Genomic DNA, 17,062 nt, shown 5'->3' on the forward strand with positions numbered 1-17,062 from the left:
GGAGCAGCCTGAACCCAACACGCGCCCGCTTCGGTTAGGTCTGCTTCAACGCGATGTCCACGGCGGAAGAAACCTACCCAGAGGACGAATACGATATTGGTGTGGCTTTGCTCGCTGCAATGGTGGATCAGGCTGCCGCCTGTCAGCGTTCTCCACAAGACCGGTGTCATGCAGTTTGGGATCAGGGCTTACTGAAGGGAGAGCTGGCTTCGTGGTGCACTTGTCAATTGGAATGGACATGATTTGCCCTCCTGCAAAATGATTCAAGCACCACGCGAACCAGAGGTTCATCTGAGACAAAAAGAAACCCGGCTCTCCTCGGGTTGCTTGTTAGTTCACCAGATTGGGTGGCTCCTGCATTGGCGGGGGATCCTCACCCGGAGGTGGATACGGGTTGGGCTTGGGCGGGGCTGGCGGCATTGGTGGCCGAGGGTTGGGCAATTCACTGACGCGCTGAGGATAGGACATCATCATCTCCAGTTCAGGTGTGACAGTGCTTGAAAGCTGGTGCGAGACGCGAGTTCACTCGCCACCGAAATAAAGCTGGTCAGACCGGGCTATTTTCCGGCGTCAGGCCATATCTTAAGTCCATACCTCGACATGGCTGACGATCAAATGCTGAGAGAACAATTATTTACTGTAGTCAAAATATATCTCGGCACAAACCTGACCTAATCAAGTAGGGTTCTAATTTTTCCGTGTTCCAATAGTGAAAATCACTCTCAATGAACGAATATTGACGCTATCATACACAAAACCAACCCACAGACCGCAATCAATGTCTCAAGAACAGACCATGTTTTCAGTGTCTGAGGGACTGTAAGCCCCAGATATTCCTTCAGCTGCCAGAAGCCGGCATCGTTCATCGGACCAAAAGCAACCGAACCCGCGCCAGTTACCAGAACCATGAGTTCAGGTGAGACCCCGGTGGAGCGGGCAAGGATCGGCGCTACAATACCGGAGGCCGTTGCCATCGCAACAGTGGAAGACCCACACGCAACACGGACAATAGCTGCAAGCATCCAGGCCAGAACAAGCAACGGCATATGGGCGCCAAGAGCGGCATCCGTAATGGAACGCGATACACCGCTATCAACCAGAACACGCCCAAAACCACCGCCCGCTCCAACGAGAAGCATGATCAGTGCGGTAGGTCCAAGACATTCATTCGTAAATCGCAGAATTGTCTCGCGCGAAAAGCCTCGTGCCTGTCCAAGTACATAAAATGACAACAACGTAGCTAATAGAAGCGCAATGTCAGTATTCCCGACAAAGCGCAATACAGTGTTCAATGTCGTGTGCGGAGCAGCAATATGATCCGCTGTAGATCCAACAAGCATCAGAATAACTGGCGACAGGATTGTGAAAACCGTAACACCAAAGTTCGGAAGATTGGTGGGAGGCTCACTATTTACAAACTGCTTTGCCAGTGGATTGACCCCGACTGGTATTACGCGCGCTGAAGCAAAACGACCGAACAAGGGGCCCGCTATGACTGCGATCGGGGTTCCGATCAGAACACCGAGGAGAATAGTGCGCCCAATATCAGCATGATAGGCGCTCAGTGCCAGGAGTGCGGCTGGATGGGGCGGAATCAGGGCATGCGTGATGGACAGCGCCGCACCCATGGGGAGAGCGACACGCAGCAAAGGCGTATCGGTACGATCTGCCAAAACAAAGGCTAGCGGAATTAGAAGAACAAACCCAACTTCGAAAAATACCGGCAGACCGACCAGAAGCCCGATCAGCATCATCGCCCAATCTACATGTCGGCGACCCGAAATCGACGATATGGTCAGGACAATACGATCAGCTCCGCCAGACTCAGCCAGCATTTTTCCGAGCATGGTCCCAAGTGCAATAACAGTTCCGACATGCCCCAGAACATGGCCCGCCCCGGCTTCGAAAGATCCTACGACCTTGTCCGCGGGCATTCCGGCAATCAATGCCAATAGAATTGAGACGGAAAAAAGCACAATAAATGGATTAATTCGAAGACGGGCAATGAGGATCACGACGGATGCAATAGCAGCGGTCGCAAGCGAGATGGCGAAGATTGAGCTCATCCGGTGATAACTTCCTTCTGGTGTCCCCGACCAGAACGCCGTTCGTGTCGAAAACCGTCCTATCACAAACCTGACAGACAACGCCCCGTACCACGCTTTACAGACATTGAAACGGGGATCTTATTCAAAATACTAAAGTGATACGGTAATTCCGCCATCAACAGTCAGCATCTGACCATTTACAAAGCTTGAGGCCGACGAAGACAGAAACACGGCCGCGCCGACAAGCTCCTCCACCTGTCCCCAGCGCCCGGCGGGGGTGCGTTTGCAAAGCCATTCCGTAAATGCCTCATCAGAAACAAGCTTCTGGTTCATCTCCGTTGCAAAATATCCCGGCGCCAGTCCATTAATCTGAAGACCATACCGAGCCCAGTCTGTCGCCATGCCTTTTGTAAGATTTTTAACCGCGCCCTTGGTGGCCGTGTAGGGTGCGATACCCGGCCGGGCGAGGTCACTCTGCACAGAACAGATATTGACGATCTTGCCACGCCCCCGTGGGATCATGTGCCGCGCAACAGCTTGTCCCACGAAAAAAACAGCATTGAGATTAGTCGAAATCAGGTCATCCCAGTCTTTTCGCGTAAACTCTTCCAACGGTGCGCGTCGTTGTATCCCGGCGTTGTTGATGAGAATGTCGATCGGCCCCCGATCGCGTTCGATCGCAGCAACACCGTCAATCACCGCATCCTGATCCGTCACGTCGAAAACAGCTGTACTGGCTTTAAAGCCCGCTGAATTGAAGTCCCTTTGAACCGCGTCCAGACTTTCTGCATGCCGACCATTCAGGACGATTTCCGCGCCGTAGAGCGCCAGCCCTTTTGCCAGAGTCAGACCGATTCCGCGCGATGCTCCTGTCACAAGTGCGCGCGTACCGGAAAGTGAAAAAAGATCGGGATGGGGCATATTGATAACCTCGAAAATCACTATTTCCCTGTTCCTAGCAGTCCGAACCGCTCAGGGAACAACAACTCCACGTGCCTGCAACGCAGCTCGTCACGCAGGTACCAAACTTTTGTAAGAAAAATATCTCACATGCATATGGACACCTTAATTGTTATATGTAACACGTTAAATGATAGTTCATGCCGGTGATATGTGATATTTAATCACGATCAGGTGTCGTACGGAACTTCAGGTCTGCATGATCTGTCATGCAGACGCTGCTTCTCTGATCTGGGTGTGAATGTATGGATCTGGTTCTTGGAATTGACGTCGGCACAGGCAGCGCGCGCGCAGGTCTCTTCACCCTTGACGGGCAGAAGAAGGCAGCTTTTGTCCAGAAAATCCAGACATGGACACCTCGGGCTGAATACGCCCAGCAATCCTCTGAAAATATCTGGTCATCGGTCTGCGAAGCAACCCGCCGGGCTCTGGCAATGCTTGAGGAGCCTTATCAGGTTATCGGCATTGGTTTCGATGCAACCTGCTCTCTTGTTGTCCTTGATGAGCAGGGACATGGCCTGTCAATCGACTTGGACGGCGAACCCGGACAAGATGTCATCCTCTGGGCCGATCATCGCGCCGTAGAGGAAGCACGGGAGATCAATCGTGGTGGCCACGAAGTCCTGCGTTATGTAGGTGGTAAGATCTCTCCCGAGATGGAAACACCGAAGCTGCTCTGGCTGAAGCGTCACCTTCCTGAAGTTTATCATCAGGCGGGTTACTTTTTTGACCTTCCCGATTTCCTGACATGGCGTGCAACTGGTTCCCAGTCGCGTTCGGCTTGTTCAACAGCCTGCAAATGGACCTATCTCGCCCACGAGAAGCGCTGGGACGAAGGCTATTTCAGGTCGGTTGGGTTGGAAGAACTTGTTGCTGACAACTTCAAGCGCATCGGAAATGACATTCGTCCCCTAGGCGGTGTTCTGGACCTTAGCTTGAGCGATAAAGCAGCTACGGAAATGGGCCTCTTGGCCGGGATCCCCATTGGTGTGTCGGCGATCGATGCCCATGCCGGTGGCATCGGCCTGTTCGGTCTCAATACGGAAGGTTCTTTGTCTGATGATCAACTTGAGCGCTCAATCTCACTAATCTGCGGCACTTCGAGCTGTCATATGGCGGTCTCGAAAGAGGCACGTTTCGTCCCTGGCGTATGGGGCCCTTACTGGAACGCAATGGTCCCCGAAATGTGGCTGAACGAAGCCGGACAGTCCGCCACGGGTGCCCTGATCGACTTCATTATTTCCAGCCATACCTTCGGCTCCACACTCATGCAGGAAACCAAAGACGCCGGAACCAGCATCTATGCCCTGCTGAATGCGCGGATCGAAAAGCTGGAAAGCGACAGGTTGCCGGGAACAATCACGGCTGGGCTGCATGTTTTGCCGGATTTCCACGGAAACCGGTCTCCCCATGCTGATCCCGATCTAACCGGAATGATCAGCGGCCTCACCCTGTCCGATACGATCGATGATCTCGCCCGGCTTTACCTCGCCACCGTGCAGGGTCTTGCCTACGGCACGAAGGACATCATCGAGGCCCTCAACGCGCAGGGCTATCGCATCGATACGATCCTCGCGACCGGCGGCAGCACCAAGAATCCGGTCTTTCTCCGCGAACACGCCAATGCAACCGGATGCCGCATCCTGCTTCCTGCCGAGCCGGATTCCGTTCTTCTGGGTGCCGCCGTCCTCGGTGCCGTTGCAAGCGGAACATACACCGACCTGCGGCAGGCCATGGCGCGGATGAGCCATGCCGGAGACGAGATCCTCCCCACCCCGCGCGTCGCTGCGTATCACGCCGCCAAGCGCAACATCACGCATGACATGCTCTCGAACCAGATCATCTGGCGTCAGCAGATGCGTGACGTTCTGGAAAAGGAGAGCACGCCCTGAAGCTCTTCCCCCACTCCGCTTCTCCCATACCTGAAAACATATCCGCATTTCTTTTCCAGAGGCCGATTTCCATGACCCGTCTGAAATCAACCCGTACCGCCATCTGCACTCTCGCCCTTCTGCTCACGGGCTCGACACTGTCCAGCGCCCAAGCCACCGGCACTCTCACGATTGCCACCGTGAATAACGGCGACATGATCGTCATGCGTCAGCTTTCGAGCGAGTTTGAAAAAGCCCATCCGGACATTCACCTGAACTGGGTGACGCTTGAAGAAAACGTTCTGCGTCAGCGCGTCACAACTGACATCGCCATGAAAACCGGCCAGTTCGACGTCGTGACCATCGGGAATTACGAAGTACCGATCTGGGCCAAACAGGGCTGGCTTACTGAGATCAAGCCCGATGCCGCCTATGACGTGAACGATATTCTGCCAACCGTCCGTGATAGCCTGACTGCGGATGGCAAGCTCTATGCCCTGCCGTTCTACGCGGAAAGCGTCATGACCTATTATCGCAAGGACCTGTTCCAGAAAGCTGGTCTGACGATGCCGGATACCCCGACTTACGACCAGATCCGTCAGTTCGCCGACAAGATCACGGACAAGAGCAATCAGGTCTATGGCATCTGCCTGCGCGGCAAGCCCGGTTGGGGCGAAAACATGGCTTATATTTCGTCGCTCGCCAACACGTTCGGCGCGCAGTGGTTCGACATGTCCTGGAAACCGACCATGACATCCGACGCTTGGAAAGCGACCCTGAACTGGTACGTCTCGGCCCTGAAAGCTGACGGTCCTCCGGGCGCCACGTCCAATGGCTTCAACGAAAACCTGGCCCTGTTCGCCAGCGGTCATTGCGGGATCTGGATCGATTCCACGGTCGCAGGCGGCCTGCTGTTCGATCCCAAGCAGTCGCAGGTTGCGGACAAAGTCGGATTTGCCCCTGCCCCCAAAGGCCCCTACGGCAAAGGTCCGACCTGGTTGTGGAGCTGGAGCCTTGCCGTCCCCGTCAGTTCCCATCAGAGCGCGGATGCCCAGACCTTCATCACATGGGCCACGTCCAAGGATTACGTGAAGCTGGTCGCCGCACAGAAAGGCTGGGTCGCGGTTCCTGCTGGAACCCGCGCGTCAACATATGCCGCGCCGGAATACACCAAGGCCGCGCCCTTCGCCTCCTTCGTGTTGAACGCGATCAAAACGGCTGATCCTAATGGCCCGACCGCACAGCCACGCCCTTACACGGGCGCGCAGTTCGTCGGCATTCCGGAGTTCCAGGCTATCGGCACGCAGGTCGGCCAGACCGTTGCCGCGACCCTGTCCGACCAGATGACAGTCGATCAGGCCCTGACCTCCGCGGAGGCTTCGATCACCCGAGCGCTCCGTCAGTCCGGCCGCGCGCGCTAACGCCGTCTGATCAAGGTTAAGAACGCCATGCAGGCCGTACTCGAACATAGCCCGCCCGCAGGGGCGACAGCCCGGACCACGAAGAGGACAGGTTTCCTGCTCCTCTCTCCGTCCGTGCTGATCCTTCTGGTCTGGTCGATCGTCCCACTCGTCATGACCCTGTGGTACTCGCTGCAGAACTACAATCTCGTTGACCCCACGCTTCACGGCTTCGCCGGGCTCGACAACTACTGGTACCTGCTGACAGACCCCGATTTCCTGCACTCCCTGCTGAACACGCTCGTACTGGTTGCCGGGGTGCTGATCATCAGCGTCGGTGGAGGCACCCTTCTGGCAGTCCTGTACGATCAGGAGTTCTTCGGTCGCGGCATTGCCCGCATCATGGTCATTTCGCCGTTTTTCATCATGCCCACGGTCTCGGCATTGCTGTGGAAAAACCTGATGCTGCACCCGATCTATGGCGTCTATTCCGCCATGATGCGGGCCGTGGGCCTCACGCCGATTGACTGGCTGGCGCGCTTTCCGCTCATGACCGTCATGATGATCGTTGCCTGGGAATGGCTGCCTTTCGCGGTCCTCATCCTGCTGACGGCCGTACAGTCTCTGGATGGGGAACAGCGCGAAGCCGCCCGCATGGACGGCGCAGGGCCGATCGCCCGTTTCCGCTACATCATCCTGCCGCATCTGGGCCGCGCCATCAGCGTCGTGGTCATGATCGAGACGATCTACCTGCTGACGATCTTCGCCGAAATTTCCGTCACCACGGCGGGCGGCCCCGGCGTGGCCTCTACCAATCTCGCCTATCTGATCTATTCCCGCGCCCTGCTTCAGTTCGACGTGGGCGGTGCATCCGCGGGTGGCGTGGTTGCGATCGTCATTGCCAATATCGTTGCAATTTTTCTGGTGCGTGCCGTAGCCCGCAATCTGGAGGCCTGACATGGCGCTCAAGACCAAAACCAGCACCCGGATCGGCGTCACCATCCTTGGCTGGGGCATCGCGCTCTGGCTGTTCTTCCCGATTTTCTGGATGATCCTCACGAGCTTCAAAAGCGAAGTCCAGGCCATCTCCACGCCGCCAAAACTGTTCTTCATGCCGACGCTGAGCAGCTATGCCGAGGTGTTCGAACGGGCAAGCTACTGGCACTTTGCGCTGAATACCGTGATCGTCTCGGTGGGGGCCACAGCTATTGCCATCGCACTGGCCGTCCCGGCGGCGTACTCAATGGCCTTCATACCGTCAAAGCGCACCCGCGGCACCCTGCTGTGGATGCTCTCGACCCGGATGCTGCCCCCCGTCGGCGTGCTGGTTCCGATCTATCTTCTTGCCCGCAACACGCATCTGCTCGACACCTGTACCGGCCTTGTAATCGTGGACATGCTCACGAACCTGCCGATCATCGTCTGGATGCTCTACACGTTCTTCCGCGAAGTTCCGGCGCCTATTCTGGAAGCAGGCCGGATGGACGGTGCCACACGCTGGCAGGAAATGACGATGGTCCTCCTGCCGCTTGCCCTGCCCGGCATCGCCTCCACAGCACTCCTGTCGCTCATCCTGTGCTGGAACGAGGCCTTCTGGTCCCTGAACCTGACCTCCTCGCACGCAGCTCCGCTGACAGCCTTCATCGCATCCTTCTCCTCTCCCGAAGGGCTGTTCTTCGGAAAACTGTCCGCGGCCTCCACCCTGGCCGTCGCCCCGATCCTGATTTTCGGCTGGATCAGCCAGAAACAGCTCGTCCGCGGCCTGACCTTCGGAGCCGTCAAATGACTCTGATCCCGGCTCATTCCCTTCACTCTTTCTACACGAACGGGGCCTGACCCATGGCGACTGTCGAACTCAAAAATCTCCGCAAGACTTACCTTACGGAAGAAATCATCAAGGGCATTTCCCTGTCGATCGAAGAACGCGAATTCGTGGTTTTCGTTGGCCCGTCAGGCTGCGGAAAATCCACGCTCCTGCGCATGATCGCAGGACTGGAAGACATCACCTCCGGCGACCTCCTGATCGACGGGCATCGCATGAACGACGTAGAGCCCGGCAAACGCGGTCTGGCCATGGTCTTTCAGTCCTACGCGCTCTACCCGCACATGAACGTCTACAAGAATATGGAATTCGGCCTCAAACTGTCCGGCATGCCGGAAGCCGAGCGCCGTGCAAAAATCGAGCATGTCGCCCGCACGCTCCAGCTCGAACCCTATCTGAACCACAAGCCCGGGCAGCTTTCCGGCGGTCAGCGTCAGCGTGTCGCCATCGGGCGCGCCATTGTGCGCAATCCGAAAGTGTTCCTGTTCGACGAGCCGCTCTCCAACCTCGACGCCGCCCTGCGCGGCCAGATGCGCGTGGAGCTCTCGGCCCTGCACCGCAAGCTAGGCGCCACCACGATCTATGTGACCCATGACCAGGTCGAAGCCATGACCATGGCGGACAAGATCGTCGTTCTGCAGAAAGGCGTGGTCGAACAGATCGGCTCCCCGCTCGAACTGTACCATCACCCGCGCAACCTGTTCGTGGCCCGCTTCATCGGCTCCCCGCCGATGAACTTCTTCTCGGCTATTTTCCAAGGCGGAGACGCCGCCGGATCGAGCGTGCAGTTGCGGGATGGATCGAGCCTCTACGTCCCCGTCACCTCCCCGGGCCTTCTGCCAGGAACAAAGGTGACGGTCGGCATCCGCCCCGAACACGTCGAGCTGGCGTCCTCAGGTCCGAACAGCGGCGTCGTGGAAGTCATCGAACGCCTCGGGGCCATCACACTTGTCCACGTCCGGATGCCGGACGGGGAAATCATCGTCGTCCAGACGGACGGCGCTGCTCTCACGGATGTAGACACCCGCGTCAGCCTGACCCTGCCCCCGCACAACTGTCACCTTTTCGCGCCCGACGGTCTGGCCTTCGAAGCCTGTCACCGTCACCCGCTCGCTGCCTGATTTTAGGAACTGCACATCATGTACATGGAAAAACTCCGCCTCGATAACCGCGTGGCCATCGTCACCGGTGGCGCACAGAATATCGGTCTGGCCTGCGTTACCGCACTGGCAGAAGCCGGCGCCCGCGTCATCATCGCCGATCTCGATGAAGCCATGGCAACAAAGGCCGTGGAAGACCTGCGCATGGAAGGCCATGATGTCAGCAGCATCGTCATGGACGTCACAAAAACGGACAGTGTGCAGAACGCCATCCGTACTGTTCATGAGCAGGAAGGCAGTCTGGATATTCTGGTCGCCTGCGCGGGGATCTGCATTTCCGAGGTCAAGGCCGAGGATATGACGGATGGTCAGTGGCTCAAGCAGGTGGACATCAACCTGAACGGCATGTTCCGCTCCTGTCAGGCCGCAGGACGTATCATGATTGAACAGAAGAAGGGTGTCATTGTCGCGATCGGCTCCATGTCCGGCCTGATCGTCAACCGTCCGCAGCAGCAGGCTGCCTATAATGCGTCAAAGGCAGGTGTTCACCAGTATATCCGCTCGCTGGCCGCAGAATGGGCACCTCACGGTATCCGCGCGAATGCCGTGGCACCGACTTATATTGAAACCACGCTGACCCGCTTTGGCATGGAAAAGCCAGAACTCTACGATGCCTGGATTGCCGGAACCCCGATGGGCCGGGTTGGCCAGCCTGACGAAGTCGCCTCCGTCGTGCAGTTTCTGGCCTCCGATGCAGCAAGCCTGATGACAGGCGCCGTCGTGAATGTGGACGCGGGCTTTACCGTCTGGTGAGCTCATGCGATCCGGGCACCAGAAACGTGCCCGGATCACCGTAGCAAAAAAACGTAACAATCAGTCATCCGAGCAGAAATCTTTCAAAGTTTCATTTCGTCGCGACTCTACTTGCAACTCACTCGCAATATCGATACCAGCCTCTGATCACGCGTCATCGCGAACAGTCATTGAGGTCGGGTATGCACCGCAGCAGGATTTTTTACGCGATACCCCTCTCCCTCGTCATGAGTGGAGAAGTCTTCGCAGCCGACCAGAACACCACAACCGAACAGCCTCCGCGCTCGGGCACGAAAAAAGCCATCCCAACCGGGACACAGGCCCAAACCATTGAAAAGCTTGAAGTCCGCGCGCGCAGGGCATCCACACTCGCCTCGTCCGCAACCAAATCGGACACGCCCCTGATCGAAACGGCGCAGTCGGTTACGGTCATCACCCGCAATGAAATGGATATCCGCAACGTTCTGAACCTCAATCAGGCCGTGCGCTATACGGCGGGCGTCACAGCGGATCTTCGTGGCGGGGGCGTGGGAACACGTTATGACCAGTTCGCCCTGCGCGGATTTTCTGTGCCGACCTTTCTCGATGGACTGAAGCTTCAGGACAGCCCGACCGGTTATGCCGTGGCCCAGACCGACACCTCGCGTCTGGACCGTATCGAAATCCTCAAAGGCCCGGCATCGGCCCTCTACGGCCAGTCGAGCCCCGGTGGCCTTGTCGCTCTCTCCAGCAAACTCGCCACGGATCAGCGCTCTTACGGCAGCGTGAATGCAACCGGCGGCATGTTCGATCTGTATCGCGTGGATGCCGATGTCGGCGGCTATGTGACGGATAACGGTTTCGTCCGCTATCGCCTTGATGGCACGATCAACGGCCAGCACAGCCAGCTCGCCCGGACCGGCAGCCGCCGCTTCTCCATCAGCCCGTCCTTCACCTTCGGTGGCGATGGCCCGACGACGCTGACAATCCTGGGGAATTACCAGTACGATCCGGAAAACGGCACTTATGGCGGCGTCCCGCTGGTCGGCTCGCTCAAGGCCGCCTCGTTCGGCTACCTGCCCCGCAATTTCTACGACGGTGATTCATCGTTCGAAAAATACAACCGCCGCCATGGCTCAGTCACCTATATCCTGAACCATCGCTTCAACAGCGACTGGAGCTTCAGCACGCGCGGGCGTTACGACGACATCAAGACCCAGTACCGCAGCGTCTATGACAGCGGCTATTACGTTTCGGATGACACATTGGCCCGCTCGGCCATCGCCACCAACGAACATACACACAACCTGACATTCGACAGCCAGTTCAAGGGCAAGGTCCGTACCGGGCCGCTGCGTCACACCATGATGTTCGGCTTCGACTACATGCAGCAGAGCGCCTCGGAAGTTGGCTACTATGGGTCTGCACCGGACCTGAACGTGTTCCATCCGAACTCCCAGATGGCCATTGCCAGCCCTGCTCCCTGGGTGAACTACAACACCGATTCCCATCAGGCCGGTATCTACGGACAGGACGAAATCCACTGGCGTCATCTGATCCTGACGGGCAGCATCCGTAACGACTGGTATCGCTCGCACCAGACCGACAACATGTACAACACGACGACCAACCAGAGCCCGAGCCAGATCACATGGCGCGCTTCCGGCCTTTACCATTTCGATTTCGGTCTCGCGCCTTACATCAGCTATTCGACGTCATTCCAGCCGCAGTCGGGCAGCGTCTCGACGGATGGTGGCAAGACCGTTCGCCAAGCCAATCCGTCCCTTGGCAAGCAGCTTGAAGGCGGCCTGAAATACCAGCTTCCGGGCACAACGGTTCTCCTCACGGCCGCAGGCTTTCATATCGAACAGACCAACGTTCTCGTCGGTATTGGCAATACGGGCTACAGCGCCGAAAGCGGACTGGTCCATTCGGACGGTTTCGAGTTCGAAGCCCATGCGGAACCGTTCCACAATCTCGTCCTGACGGCGGCTGTCAGCATCCAGAAGGTGCATGATGACTCAACCGGCAAGCCGCTGATCCAGTCCGGCAAGGGCAATGCGTCGCTCTTCGCGTTCTATACGATGCCGTCCGGTCCCGCGAAGGGTCTCGGCTTCGGCGGTGGCATGCGCTATTCCAATAAATCCTATGGTGGTGAAGCATCTTACGGGAGTGTCTGGGTGCCGCAATATGCCTTGTTCGACGCGTCAGTCCGCTACGACCTGTCCAACCTTTCCCACAGCCTGCACGGCTGGAATGTCGGCGCGAGCGTCCGCAATCTCTTTGACAAGAACTTCGTCGCCAACTGCCTGAGCTATGCCTCTTACGGTCAGGAATTCTGCTATTACGGAGAGCGCCGCAACGCGCAGGCCAATATTGGCTTCAGCTGGTAAAACCCTCCCAGTCCGTTCCAAACGCTACGACATGGCCCTGCGCTTTGTCGTGGCGTTGCCACTTGGCTATGTGCTGTCAGCAGTGGCGGGAATCTGTATCGCGTTCGGGCTCCCCCTTTCGAAGGCAGACAGCGCCATGGCCGGGATCCTTCTCGGCCTGTTCCTATGGCCGATCGTCTTCATGGCATCTTTCGGTTTCACAAATATCAGACGGCTGGCATTGATAACCATCATGCTGATTCTGTGCCTGACGGCACTGGCAGCTTCAGGCGGCTGGCGACCATGAAGCCCACATTCCGCGCCTCGATGGCTATGGTCCACACGACACTGGGCCTCGTGACAGGCTGGGTGTTGTTCGCCATCGCCCTATCCGGCGCATTGAGCGTTTTTCGGCAGGACATCAGCCTGTGGGCACGACCTGAACTCTCCGGTGCGGCGCCTGATCCGCTTCTGACGGACGCCCATGCACTGGACTGGCTAAGCCGCAACGCGTCCAGCGCCAGCGCCTGGTATGTCGCCAGCGCAACCGATCTTAGTTCCTTTGCAACAGCCCTCTGGCCAGATGCAAAGGGCGATTACATCCAGCGCGCCCTCGATCCGATCAGCGGCAGCCCGGACGGCATCCGGGACACGCTCGGTGGCGAGTTCTTTTACCGGTTCCATTTCGAGCTCCAGCTTCCCTACCCCTGGGGACGGCTGATCGCAGCACTCGCAGCACTCGCCCTCGTCGTCGGGCTGCTCACCGGCGTCATCATCCATCGCCGCATCTTCGCAGATTTCTTCACCTTCCGTCCGTCCCGCGGACAGAGAAGCTGGCTGGACATGCACAACCTGCTCGGTGTCGCAGCGCTGCCCTTCCATCTGATGATTTCCTTTACGGGCGCCGTCACCCTCGGGTCGCTGCTGCTCCCATGGAGCACGCAGGCTCTCTATCGAAACGACCTGATGGCCTCCTATACGGAATTGAACCCGGCGCTCTATTCCCGCCCTGCAAGTGGCCATGCAGGGCATCTCGCGCCGCTCCTCCCCATGCTGCGGGAGGCTGAAAGACGGTTTGGCGGCGCGGGTCTGGAACAGATCTACGTCTTCAACCCGTCCGATCAGGCCTCACTCGTCACGATGATCGCAGGCAATAGCCACACCGTCAGCACGTCCTCACAGACCATCACCTTCGACGGCTCGTCAGGCCATATCCTTCAGGAGCACATTGAAAAACGCCCCGTCATAAAGGCGTACACGTTCCTGTATGGACTGCACGTCGCGCGCTTTGCCCCCGGCGTCACGCGCTGGCTCTATTTCCTGTCCGGACTGGGGCTCGCAGCCCTGATTGGCAGCGGCATGCATCTTTGGACAATCAAGCGCCTGCGCCGCCCGCATCATCTCGGACACCGGATCGTCGCACGTCTGAATGTCGGGATGCTGATGGGAACGCCAATTGCGTTCGCATCCTTTTTCATCGCGAACCGAATTCTTGCGACAGCGATGCCGCATAGAGCCAGCTATGAAGTGACAGCCCTGTTCTTCGTCTGGGGCATTACACTGGTCTACGGACTGGCCCGTCGTCCCGAGCGGACATGGCCCGGGCTTCTGGGTGGCAATGCCGTAGCGTGCTTTCTGGTCTCGCTGCTCAGTCTGCCATGGCAGACCAGCGTAATCGCAGGCGTCAGCACGACGGCCGCTGCCCTGTCTGCCTCCTTCGCCTACGCGACCTTCCGCACCATACGAAAAGCGGCCCTCCCGACATGAGCTGGATTTCTCTGCTTTGTGGACAGAGCGCAATGCTGATGCTTGTCGCAGGTTCAATGCGTGGAAACCGCGTCTTCTGGCGCGACAGTCTCACGGACGTCCAACGGCGCACTCTGAAATCATGTGCCGCCACCGGCCTGCTCTTCAGTCTTGTCCTTCAGGCAATATCCGACGGGTTCATTGTCCTGAATGTCATTGAATGGGCTTTGCTCACTGGTCCGGAAATCATGATCGCGACCCTCGTATGCTCCGTCCGGGAACACATCGCGCGACCATGATCCCAAGGCGCTTTATCCAGCCATCGCCGGATCGGTGATCGTCAGTTGCCCCGTTTCCATCCGACCGCCCAGAACATGCCTGAAGTCCGGATCATCCGGCGAAGTCAGCGTCACGTCATACCACTGATGCGTCACGGACAGGTCCAGCCTGATCTCATGATGCCCCCCGCCTTTGAGAACGACCGTCCGAAGTGGTGCAGCATTTCCCTGTCGATACTGGACAGTCACCGGCACCTTGCCGCCATTAACGAGCGAAAGAACGATTGCTGGCCTTTTCCCCTTTGTCCCGATTTCATAATGACAGCCTGACCGGAGCACGACACGGTCAATATGCCCCCGATACGCCCGGTAAAACCCGTTGGGCGCATGAACCGCCACATCATACAGACCATCCGTAGCGGGAAGCGTTACATCCAGTTCGTCACCAGCCGCGACCGTATAGGTTCCCGCCTGCATATCCCGACCGCCATTGCGATAGTCATAAACATTAAACGGAGCGCCAGCCGCCCGCTGCCCATGAACGCTCTGCCCTGCCCGCAACATCAAGCTGACATGGCCATGCCCTGCATTCACGCCACCATCACAATAGAGCTCATAAGGCAGCGCGCAGGCCGGACGCGTCCCCGTTTCCTGTCGCACGGTGTTGTGCAGCAGATCCGGCTGATCCTTCAGCGCCATGACCTCGGCGGTTGACAGGGCGTGAAAACCACCCGGCATCGGACGGTTCCGCGCATCCTCGATGGCGCGCAGATGCGTGTTCCGATCCAGATAGCTCAAGGACGGGGCCGCTTCGTCATGCGGATGGAAACATGACGTTAAATCGCCGCAGATCGCCCGACGCCATGGAGAAATATTGGTCTCCCGGACAGGTGTTCCGAACTTCTTCTCAACGAAGTGCTCCAGAAACCGCAACGTCGAGCTGTGATCGAAGAGCTGCGAATTCACCCGCCCTCCCCGGCTCCAGGGAGACGCAACCACCATCGGCACCCGGAACCCGAGCCCGATCGGACCACTCCGTGCGAGGCGATCGGGAACGCCGAGGCGCACTTCGTCCTCAGCACTTGTATATTCCAGCCCGTCCGGCCCGATCGAGGCGGAAGAACGTCCCGTCTCCGGACGCTGGGGATCGGGCGCGGCATAAGAACAGCAATGATCGAAATACCCATCATTTTCATCATAGGTCAGGATGAAAATGGTCTTTTTCCACACGCCCGGATTTTCGGTCAGAATGTTCATGACTTCTGACGCATACCAGGCTCCATACCAGGCGGAGGTCGGATGGTCAGAGAAATGCTCAGGCGCTGCCATCCACGACACGGCCGGAAGCTGCCCCGTCTGCACGTCCTTGCGGAACTGGTACAGCACATCGCCCTTCGGCGCCTTCATTCCCTTTGCGTCCGGATCATCCGCAAAGGCCAGGTCTTCAAGCGTGTGATAGTCAGGATCGGCCCGGTTGGTCACAAAAGCCTTCGTGAAAAGAGCGCGCTCTTCAGGTGTCAGATTCTCGAACCCCTTCGCGGAGTCCTGACGCCGGCGCAGAACCTCCATCAAGGCCTTTGCCTCAACGAGCTGCTCGCCCCGATCGCCAGAGACCAGCATCTCCAGTTTCTCAAGCCGGTTGATATGCTCCGAACATTCCCTGATCCGTTCTTCGATCCACGCCCCAAAGCCAGGATTGGAGCTGACATTAAAATTGTCGAAACACTCCAGCACGTTACATCCGAAATTGGACAGCCAGGAACGCTCTGCCGCGGACATGCTCCCCGTCTGGCTGATCTCGTTCTGATAGAACTTCCATGAGACCCCAACCTTTTCCAGCCGCTCCGGAAAGGTCGTCCAGGTCATGCCGCCTTCAAGGATCTCCGGATTGCGCATGTAAACGTTTGAGTCGGTGCTCTGCCGGTCACGAACAGTCCCGGTCCAGAAGACAAGACGGTTGGGCGTCGTACTCGTCATCGCCCCACAATAATTCTGATCGCAGACCGTAAAGGCATCGGCCAGAGCATAATAGAACGGCAGATCCTCACGGGTATAATATCCCATGGTCAGAGGATACTGTTTGTATTCTTTCTTGTAAGGGCGCTTGACGTCCACCCAGCGGTCATGATGCCCCCCGTTCCATGCATCGACCTGACTGTCCCGGGAGTGCGGAATAGACCCCATCCACGTTACTTTGGTATCATGAATGTTCAGACGCCAGGGCGTATAGGTCTCGCCGCTTTTGCCGGACTGTACGAAGACGGAGTTGCCATTCTTCTGACGGATCGCCCGTTTGTCATTAAAGCCCCGGACACCGGCCAGTGTTCCGAACATATGATCAAAAGACCGGTTTTCCTGCATGAGAATAACGACATGCTCGGCATTCAGATAGTTCGTTCCGGGGTCTGGAGCGATGGCATAGGCGCGACGAATGGCGGCCGGAAGCCCTTCGGTCGCTGCGGCGGCTCCACCAAACAGGGCGTATTTAAGAAAGGTTCTGCGAGTGGACATATCAACCGTTGCCTGAAGCCTGAGAGCGCATATTGCTCAAAAATAAAGGAATATGGGGTTTGAATAGTCGCCCTTCAGGCCGAATTCATCCCGCAACGCCTCGACTTCATAAAAATTTCACTTGGCAACAAAAGATGAACGGGCGTGGATCGTTTGACCGAT

General features: G+C 57.6%; 13 protein-coding genes. 10 read left to right on the top strand and 3 right to left on the bottom strand.

Annotated elements, in window-relative coordinates; genetic code table 11:
• Positions 1-722 precede the first annotated feature (722 nt).
• Positions 723-2,066, bottom strand: coding sequence for a gluconate:H+ symporter (locus JK202_RS07530; RefSeq protein WP_211559781.1), 1,344 nt, complete (start codon positions 2,064-2,066; stop codon positions 723-725).
• A gap of 132 nt (positions 2,067-2,198) precedes the next feature.
• Complete coding sequence (locus JK202_RS07535) at positions 2,199-2,969, bottom strand: SDR family oxidoreductase (RefSeq protein WP_211559951.1); 771 nt, start codon at positions 2,967-2,969, stop codon at positions 2,199-2,201.
• Between the two features lie 284 nt (positions 2,970-3,253).
• Here JK202_RS07535 and JK202_RS07540 point away from each other — a divergent pair, with 284 nt between their 5' ends.
• From JK202_RS07540 to JK202_RS07585, 10 genes are all read left to right on the top strand, one after another.
• Entirely contained in the window at positions 3,254-4,900 is a 1,647-nt protein-coding gene (locus JK202_RS07540) for an FGGY-family carbohydrate kinase (protein ID WP_211559783.1), read from the top strand.
• A 71-nt stretch (positions 4,901-4,971) separates the two neighbouring features.
• On the top strand, positions 4,972-6,300 hold the full coding sequence (locus tag JK202_RS07545) for a sugar ABC transporter substrate-binding protein (RefSeq protein WP_211559785.1): 1,329 nt from the start codon (positions 4,972-4,974) through the stop codon (positions 6,298-6,300).
• A 27-nt stretch (positions 6,301-6,327) separates the two neighbouring features.
• A complete protein-coding gene (locus JK202_RS07550) occupies positions 6,328-7,236 on the top strand; it encodes a carbohydrate ABC transporter permease (RefSeq protein WP_211559787.1) in 909 nt (302 codons plus the stop codon).
• 1 nt (position 7,237) lies between these two features.
• Complete coding sequence (locus JK202_RS07555; protein ID WP_211559789.1) at positions 7,238-8,065, top strand: carbohydrate ABC transporter permease; 828 nt, start codon at positions 7,238-7,240, stop codon at positions 8,063-8,065.
• A 53-nt stretch (positions 8,066-8,118) separates the two neighbouring features.
• Positions 8,119-9,222, top strand: a complete 1,104-nt coding sequence (locus JK202_RS07560) for an ABC transporter ATP-binding protein (RefSeq protein WP_211559791.1) — start codon at positions 8,119-8,121, stop codon at positions 9,220-9,222.
• Between the two features lie 18 nt (positions 9,223-9,240).
• Complete coding sequence (locus JK202_RS07565; RefSeq protein WP_211559793.1) at positions 9,241-10,014, top strand: SDR family NAD(P)-dependent oxidoreductase; 774 nt, start codon at positions 9,241-9,243, stop codon at positions 10,012-10,014.
• A 182-nt stretch (positions 10,015-10,196) separates the two neighbouring features.
• Complete coding sequence (locus JK202_RS07570; RefSeq protein ID WP_211559796.1) at positions 10,197-12,386, top strand: TonB-dependent siderophore receptor; 2,190 nt, start codon at positions 10,197-10,199, stop codon at positions 12,384-12,386.
• Entirely contained in the window at positions 12,370-12,672 is a 303-nt protein-coding gene (locus JK202_RS07575; RefSeq protein ID WP_211559797.1) for a hypothetical protein, read from the top strand. The genes JK202_RS07570 and JK202_RS07575 overlap by 17 nt, the downstream gene beginning before the upstream one ends.
• Positions 12,669-14,132 carry a PepSY domain-containing protein gene (locus JK202_RS07580; protein WP_211559799.1) on the top strand — a complete coding sequence of 488 codons (1,464 nt, stop codon included), beginning with the start codon at positions 12,669-12,671 and terminating at the stop codon, positions 14,130-14,132. Before JK202_RS07575 ends, JK202_RS07580 begins: the two co-directional genes overlap by 4 nt.
• A complete protein-coding gene (locus JK202_RS07585) occupies positions 14,129-14,410 on the top strand; it encodes a hypothetical protein (protein ID WP_211559801.1) in 282 nt (93 codons plus the stop codon). The genes JK202_RS07580 and JK202_RS07585 overlap by 4 nt, the downstream gene beginning before the upstream one ends.
• 12 nt (positions 14,411-14,422) lie before the next feature.
• Here JK202_RS07585 and JK202_RS07590 read toward each other — a convergent pair whose 3' ends face one another.
• Positions 14,423-16,900, bottom strand: coding sequence for a phosphocholine-specific phospholipase C (locus JK202_RS07590; RefSeq protein ID WP_211559803.1), 2,478 nt, complete (start codon positions 16,898-16,900; stop codon positions 14,423-14,425).
• Positions 16,901-17,062 lie beyond the last annotated feature (162 nt).

This window comes from Gluconobacter sp. Dm-62 (assembly GCF_018256155.1).
In the GTDB taxonomy this organism is placed as follows: domain Bacteria; phylum Pseudomonadota; class Alphaproteobacteria; order Acetobacterales; family Acetobacteraceae; genus Gluconobacter.

Coding starts and splice junctions, on each gene's coding strand:
- JK202_RS07570 (WP_211559796.1), top strand. CDS start 10,197: ATGCACCGCAGCAGGATTTTTTACGCGATACCCCTCTCCCTCGTCATG.
- JK202_RS07585 (WP_211559801.1), top strand. CDS start 14,129: ATGAGCTGGATTTCTCTGCTTTGTGGACAGAGCGCAATGCTGATGCTT.
- JK202_RS07590 (WP_211559803.1), bottom strand. CDS start 16,900: ATGTCCACTCGCAGAACCTTTCTTAAATACGCCCTGTTTGGTGGAGCC.
- JK202_RS07560 (WP_211559791.1), top strand. CDS start 8,119: ATGGCGACTGTCGAACTCAAAAATCTCCGCAAGACTTACCTTACGGAA.
- JK202_RS07550 (WP_211559787.1), top strand. CDS start 6,328: ATGCAGGCCGTACTCGAACATAGCCCGCCCGCAGGGGCGACAGCCCGG.
- JK202_RS07555 (WP_211559789.1), top strand. CDS start 7,238: ATGGCGCTCAAGACCAAAACCAGCACCCGGATCGGCGTCACCATCCTT.
- JK202_RS07580 (WP_211559799.1), top strand. CDS start 12,669: ATGAAGCCCACATTCCGCGCCTCGATGGCTATGGTCCACACGACACTG.
- JK202_RS07565 (WP_211559793.1), top strand. CDS start 9,241: ATGTACATGGAAAAACTCCGCCTCGATAACCGCGTGGCCATCGTCACC.
- JK202_RS07540 (WP_211559783.1), top strand. CDS start 3,254: ATGGATCTGGTTCTTGGAATTGACGTCGGCACAGGCAGCGCGCGCGCA.
- JK202_RS07545 (WP_211559785.1), top strand. CDS start 4,972: ATGACCCGTCTGAAATCAACCCGTACCGCCATCTGCACTCTCGCCCTT.
- JK202_RS07530 (WP_211559781.1), bottom strand. CDS start 2,066: ATGAGCTCAATCTTCGCCATCTCGCTTGCGACCGCTGCTATTGCATCC.
- JK202_RS07535 (WP_211559951.1), bottom strand. CDS start 2,969: ATGCCCCATCCCGATCTTTTTTCACTTTCCGGTACGCGCGCACTTGTG.